6 protein-coding genes, 2 tRNA genes and 1 pseudogene are annotated in these 4,881 nt (G+C 71.1%); 6 read left to right on the top strand and 3 right to left on the bottom strand.

Annotated elements, in window-relative coordinates:
- From VGD70_RS21340 to VGD70_RS21320, 5 genes are all read left to right on the top strand, one after another.
- On the top strand, nucleotides 1-918 hold a 918-nt coding region (locus VGD70_RS21340), incomplete at its 5' end, for a DNA gyrase C-terminal beta-propeller domain-containing protein (protein WP_331083993.1).
- Nucleotides 899-1,696: a DUF3566 domain-containing protein gene (locus tag VGD70_RS21335; protein WP_331083991.1), complete on the top strand. Its 798-nt coding sequence runs from the start codon at nucleotides 899-901 to the stop codon at nucleotides 1,694-1,696. The genes VGD70_RS21340 and VGD70_RS21335, both read left to right, overlap by 20 nt.
- Nucleotides 1,697-1,789: 93 nt before the next feature.
- A tRNA-Ile gene (locus VGD70_RS21330) sits at nucleotides 1,790-1,863 on the top strand.
- 98 nt (nucleotides 1,864-1,961) lie between these two features.
- Nucleotides 1,962-2,105 (top strand): DLW-39 family protein, encoded by a 144-nt coding sequence (locus VGD70_RS21325; protein ID WP_331083989.1) that lies wholly within the window; start codon nucleotides 1,962-1,964, stop codon nucleotides 2,103-2,105.
- A gap of 22 nt (nucleotides 2,106-2,127) precedes the next feature.
- Nucleotides 2,128-2,200 (top strand) — tRNA-Ala (locus VGD70_RS21320).
- Nucleotides 2,201-2,281: 81 nt separating this feature from the next.
- Here the strand turns inward: VGD70_RS21320 and VGD70_RS21315 are convergent.
- From VGD70_RS21315 to VGD70_RS21305, 3 genes are all read right to left on the bottom strand, one after another.
- A complete protein-coding gene (locus tag VGD70_RS21315; protein WP_331083988.1) occupies nucleotides 2,282-2,734 on the bottom strand; it encodes a site-specific integrase in 453 nt (150 codons plus the stop codon).
- A 316-nt stretch (nucleotides 2,735-3,050) separates the two neighbouring features.
- Nucleotides 3,051-3,680, bottom strand: a complete 630-nt coding sequence (locus tag VGD70_RS21310; protein ID WP_331083986.1) for a DedA family protein — start codon at nucleotides 3,678-3,680, stop codon at nucleotides 3,051-3,053.
- Nucleotides 3,677-4,321: a phosphatase PAP2 family protein gene (locus tag VGD70_RS21305; protein ID WP_331083984.1), complete on the bottom strand. Its 645-nt coding sequence runs from the start codon at nucleotides 4,319-4,321 to the stop codon at nucleotides 3,677-3,679. Before VGD70_RS21305 ends, VGD70_RS21310 begins: the two co-directional genes overlap by 4 nt.
- A gap of 116 nt (nucleotides 4,322-4,437) precedes the next feature.
- On the opposite strand from VGD70_RS21305, the pseudogene VGD70_RS21300 reads away from it, so the two are divergent.
- Nucleotides 4,438-4,881, top strand: a pseudogene (locus VGD70_RS21300) (hypothetical protein); the annotation flags it as partial.

Genomic DNA, 4,881 nt, shown 5'->3' with positions numbered 1-4,881 from the left:
ACCGGCTACGCGAAGCGGACGAAGAGCGACCTCTACCGCTCCCAGCGCCGCGGCGGCAAGGGCGTGATGGGGGCTGCGCTGAAGCAGGACGACATCGTCGACCACTTCTTCGTGGGCTCCACCCACGACTGGATCCTGTTCTTCACGAACAAGGGCCGGGTCTACCGCGCGAAGGCCTACGAGCTGCCCGAGGCCAACCGCACCGCCCGCGGCGCGCACGTGGCGAACATCCTGGCCTTCCAGGGCGACGAGAAGATCGCCCAGGTCATGCAGATCAAGGACTACTCGGTCGCGCCGTTCCTGGCCTTGGCCACGGCGCGTGGGCAGGTCAAGAAGACCCGGCTGACCGAGTTCGACTCCCCGCGGCAGGGCGGCGTGATCGCCGTCAACCTGCGCGACGGCGACGAACTGGTCGGGGCCGTGCTGATCGACCCCGAGCAGGACCTGCTCCTGGTCACGCGCAAGGCGATGTCGATCCGGTTCACCGCCGACGACACCGCGCTGCGGCCGATGGGCCGGGCCACCGAGGGCGTCCGCGGGATCTCGCTGTCCGAGGACGACCGGCTGCTGTCGATGATGGTCGTGCAGGAGGGCGTCGACGTTCTCGTCGCGACCGAGCGCGGCTTCGCCAAGCGGACCGGCATCGAGAACTACCCGAACCAGGGGCGCGGCGGCAAGGGTGTGCTGACGGCCGACCCGAAGGCGCGCAAGGGTGTGCTGGTCGGAGCCCTGGCGGTCACCCTCGGCGACGAGCTCTACGCGATCACCTCGAGCGGCGGCGTGATCCGCACCCCGGTCAACGGCGTGCGGCACAACAAGGACCGCGCGACCATGGGTGTCAAGCTCATGAACTTGCCCGAGGACGTGTCGATCGTGGCAATCGCGCGTACGACGGACAATGACGAACCCGACGCCTAATGTGACGGCCAACGACGACGCGGCCCGGGCCGCTGGGGAACGGGAGACTGGCATGAGCGACCGGACGCCGAGTTCGGTGCGCAGCGGGTCCCGCACCGGGGACGCCGCCGCGCCGACGGACAACGCTCCGGTGGAGCCTGCGCCCGTCACGTCGACGCAGTCGATCCCGACCACGGGATCGCAGCGAGCACAGAGCGCGGCGGCCGGGACGACGTCCGCTGCTGGTAGCCCGGGCCAGCCGGCGGGGACTCCCGCCGGTGCCCCGCCGGTGCCGCCCGCGACGGGTGCCGGTGCCACGGTCCCTCCGGCGATGGACACCTCCGCCGCACCGACCGGTTCCTCCGCCGCTGCGGCGGCTGCCGACACGGGTGCGCCCTCCCGTGCCCGCGGCCGGGGGCCGGCGAAGAGCCGTGGCCCGCGCCGCGCCCGCCTGCAGTTGCGGCACATCGACACGTGGTCGGCGCTGAAGATCTCGCTGGTCCTGTCGATCGCGCTGTTCTTCATCTGGATGGTCGCGGTGGGCGTGCTCTACGGCGTCCTGAGCGCGCTCGGGGTCTTCGACACCCTCAACGACCTGTTCGGTCAGCTGGGGTCGGCATCCGGTTCCGCCAGGGGCGGCGACGTGGTCACGCCGGGTGTGGTCTTCGGCGGGGCGGCGGTGATCGGCGCGATCAACATCGTGCTGATGACGGCGCTGTGCACCGTCGGGACGTTCATCTACAACCTCTGCTCCGACCTGGTCGGCGGCCTCGAACTCACCCTCTCCGAGCGGGACTGAGCACATTGCGGTCCTCCGGACCGCACCGCGGCCAGGAGCCGTCCCCCCGTGACCGGGGGGCGTTTCCGCCCAGGTAAGCTGTTCGAGGTTCACGGGCCTGTAGCTCAGTTGGTTAGAGCGCATCCCTGATAAGGATGAGGCCGGAGGTTCAAGTCCTCCCAGGCCCACCCGTGTGCCAGGTTGTCGGTCGCGCAAGCCCCCGGCACCGAGCACCACGCTGGTCGCCGCTCCGGGGGCGCACCGATCGCTCGAGGAGGAACTCCGCGTGCTGAAGAAGCTGGTGCTGGCCGCAGTCGCCGCCGGGGCCCTGGCGGCGGTGCGTAAGCGCGCCGGCGGCAAGGCCGAGGCCGACCTTTGGCACGAGGCCACCCGTGGCCCTCAGGCGGTCAGCACCCCCTCGGGTCGCTGAGCCCGCCACAGACTCACCCCTCGGGGACGTAGCTCAATTGGCAGAGCACCGCCTTTGCAAGGCGGGGGTTAGGGGTTCGATTCCCCTCGTCTCCACTCCGCTGAACTGCGGTTTCACCTCCGTCGGGGCTCCGGCGCGCCCTCCGACGGGGTCTCAGTCCGCAGAACGTCCGCAACTCATCCGCGGGATGCGGCCCGCAGCGCGTCCAGCCGGTCTGCCACGTCGTCCAGGTCGTCGTCGAACAGGTCGGCGTAGCGGTCCAGGGTCATGGCCGCCGAGGCGTGCCCGAGCATCCGCTGCACGACCTTGACGTTGGCGCCGGCCTTGATCGCCAGCGAGGCTGCGGTGTGCCGGAGTTCGTGCGGCGTGAGTCCGGGCTCTCCAATGGCCCGGGCTGCGGCGTCGAACCAGGCGGACCGGGCGTTCCGGTTGCGCAGCACCGCGCCCTGCGGCGAGCGGAAGGCCAAATCGTCGGCAGGGCGGGTCACCACCGTCCGGGCCAGCTCGTCGACCAGAAACCGCGGCAGCGGTACCGAGCGGCGGCCGTGGGTCTTGGGGGTGCCCCACACCAGGCGGGAGCCGTCGACCTCGGTGACCGCCTCCTCGACGAGCCACCCAACAATGACCAACAGGTCACCCCCAGAAATGCCGATGGGCCCCGGGAAGCGGGGCCCGTGCTACCCATATTGGTAGCGAGCGGGCCGTCCCGTCCCTTTTGCGAGGGACGTTGAAGGGTAAGTAGACGTCAACTGCGAGGTGGAACGAAGTGTCGAAGCGGAATCATTGACGGGTGTTTGCAAGCAATGGCTACCTGAACCGAAACAGCAGTGGGTCACCCGCGGACCGCTTTTCTGTGGGGCTCATGCACCCTTGGCGCCGGGTCGTGGTCCTCGCTTTCTCGTCTGGTCCCGTAGACGGGGCAGTGGTAGGCGGCCTCGCGGCAACTCAGCTGCGGTCGCCGGCGTCGCTACGCCGCTCGGCGCGGTGCTTTTGGACCCGCCAGACGATAACGGCGACGATCACGATAGCCAGGACGACGAAGGCGGCGTCGCGGCCGAAGGTCTTCTCCACCTTCGCGTAGGAGGCGCCGGCGGCGTAGCCGAGGAGGACGACGGCGGCGCCCCAGGCAACGCCGCCGGCGGCGTTGTAGGCGAGGAACTTTGGGTACCGCATCCGGGCGGTGCCGGCGAGCGCGGGCATGACGGCGCGGAAGAAGGCGACCCAGCGGCCGAGGAAGATGGCGCTGCCGCCGCGGCGGGCCAGGAAGTCCTGGGCGTCGTCGAGCCGTTTGCGTCGCTTCTTCAGAATCTTCCACTGCAGCACCCGCGGACCGACGTGGCGGCCGATCTCGTAGCCCACGGTGTCGCCGACGATGGCGGCGACGATCACCACGATGAGCACGCCGGCCAGGGATACGTGCCCGAGCTTGGCGGCGGCCCCGGCCAGCAGGGCGACGGTCTCGCCGGGGATGACGAACCCGACGAACAGCGCGTCCTCGGCGAAGACCACCAGGCCCGTGATGACCAGGACCAGCCCGCCGGGCAGCTCGAGGATGCGGTGGATGAGACCGCTCACGCCGCGGCCGCCCCTGGCGTAGACGGCTCACGCGCCGCGGGCCTCGTCACGGGAGCGGGGAAAACCTGCCGCAGCCCCGGCTGGGAGCGCAGCCAGCCGGTGAGGACGGTCAGCAGGCTCCCCAGCAGCGCCCAGCCCAGCAGGGTCACCAGCGCCCCGAAGGCCAGCCCGGCCGCGACATCCCACGGGTAGTGCGCCGCGATGTAGACCCGGGAGAACGCCATGACCAGTGCCGCCACCGTGGCGAGCGCGCCGAGGGCGCGGGAGACCAGCCACAGCCCGGCCGCGGTCGCTCCTGCCATCACCGCGTGGTCGCTGGGAAAGGAGAAGTCACTGCTGCGGGTGGCCAGCACCAGAAGGCCTGGATGGGTGGTGTACGGGCGCGCCTCGGCGAACGCGGACACCAGCGGCTGGTTCAGCCCGACCGCCAGCAGCGTCGCCACGGGTGCCCAGCAAGCCGCTGCCAGCGCCCGGTCGGTGCCGGCGCGGCGCGACCACACACCGGTCAGCAGCAGCGCGGCGAACAGGACCACGCCGTAGGTGGCGTAGCCGAGCGCGGCACCGTGCAGCCAGCCGGTGTGCCGGGCGAGGTCGTTAACGTCGTTGAGCAGCCGGTCGTCGAGACGGTGCAGGGTGTCCATGTGCGGGGGGCTCCTCGAGGTGGCGGTGCGGCGCGCCACGCGGTCACGATGTACTACGTCAGACTGTAGTAGGCAAGTGCCCGCCGGGTCGGCGGCCAACCGCGGGAGGGGAAACCGTGTCCGAACACACCGGCGGTGCGCCGTCGATGCCGGAGGAGGCACCCGCGCTTGCCTCCGTGGGCGCGCCATCGACGCGCCCGGCGTGGTCACCGTGGCGGGCCGTCGTGGGCTTCGGCGTAGTCAGTCTCGCCGCGGACATGGTCTACGAGGGCGCCCGCTCCATCACCGGTCCGCTGCTGGCCTCCCTCGGGGCGTCGGCGCTGCTGGTCGGCCTGGTCACCGGCGCCGGGGAGGGGCTGGCCCTGGTGCTCCGGTTGCCGTTCGGCACCCGGGTGGACCGCTCCGGCAATTACTGGCCGGCGACGATCGCCGGCTACGCGCTGACCGCCGTGTGCGTGCCGCTGCTGGCCATCACCCCGTTCGTGGGTGCGGCCGGGCTCACGCTGGGGTGTCTGCTGGTGCTGGCCGAGCGGACCGGTAAGGCGGTGCGCAGCCCGGCC

The sequence above is a fragment of the Actinophytocola sp. genome, from assembly GCF_036402745.1.
GTDB lineage: Bacteria > Actinomycetota > Actinomycetes > Mycobacteriales > Pseudonocardiaceae > Actinophytocola.
This window is presented reverse-complemented; position numbering and strand designations above follow the sequence as displayed.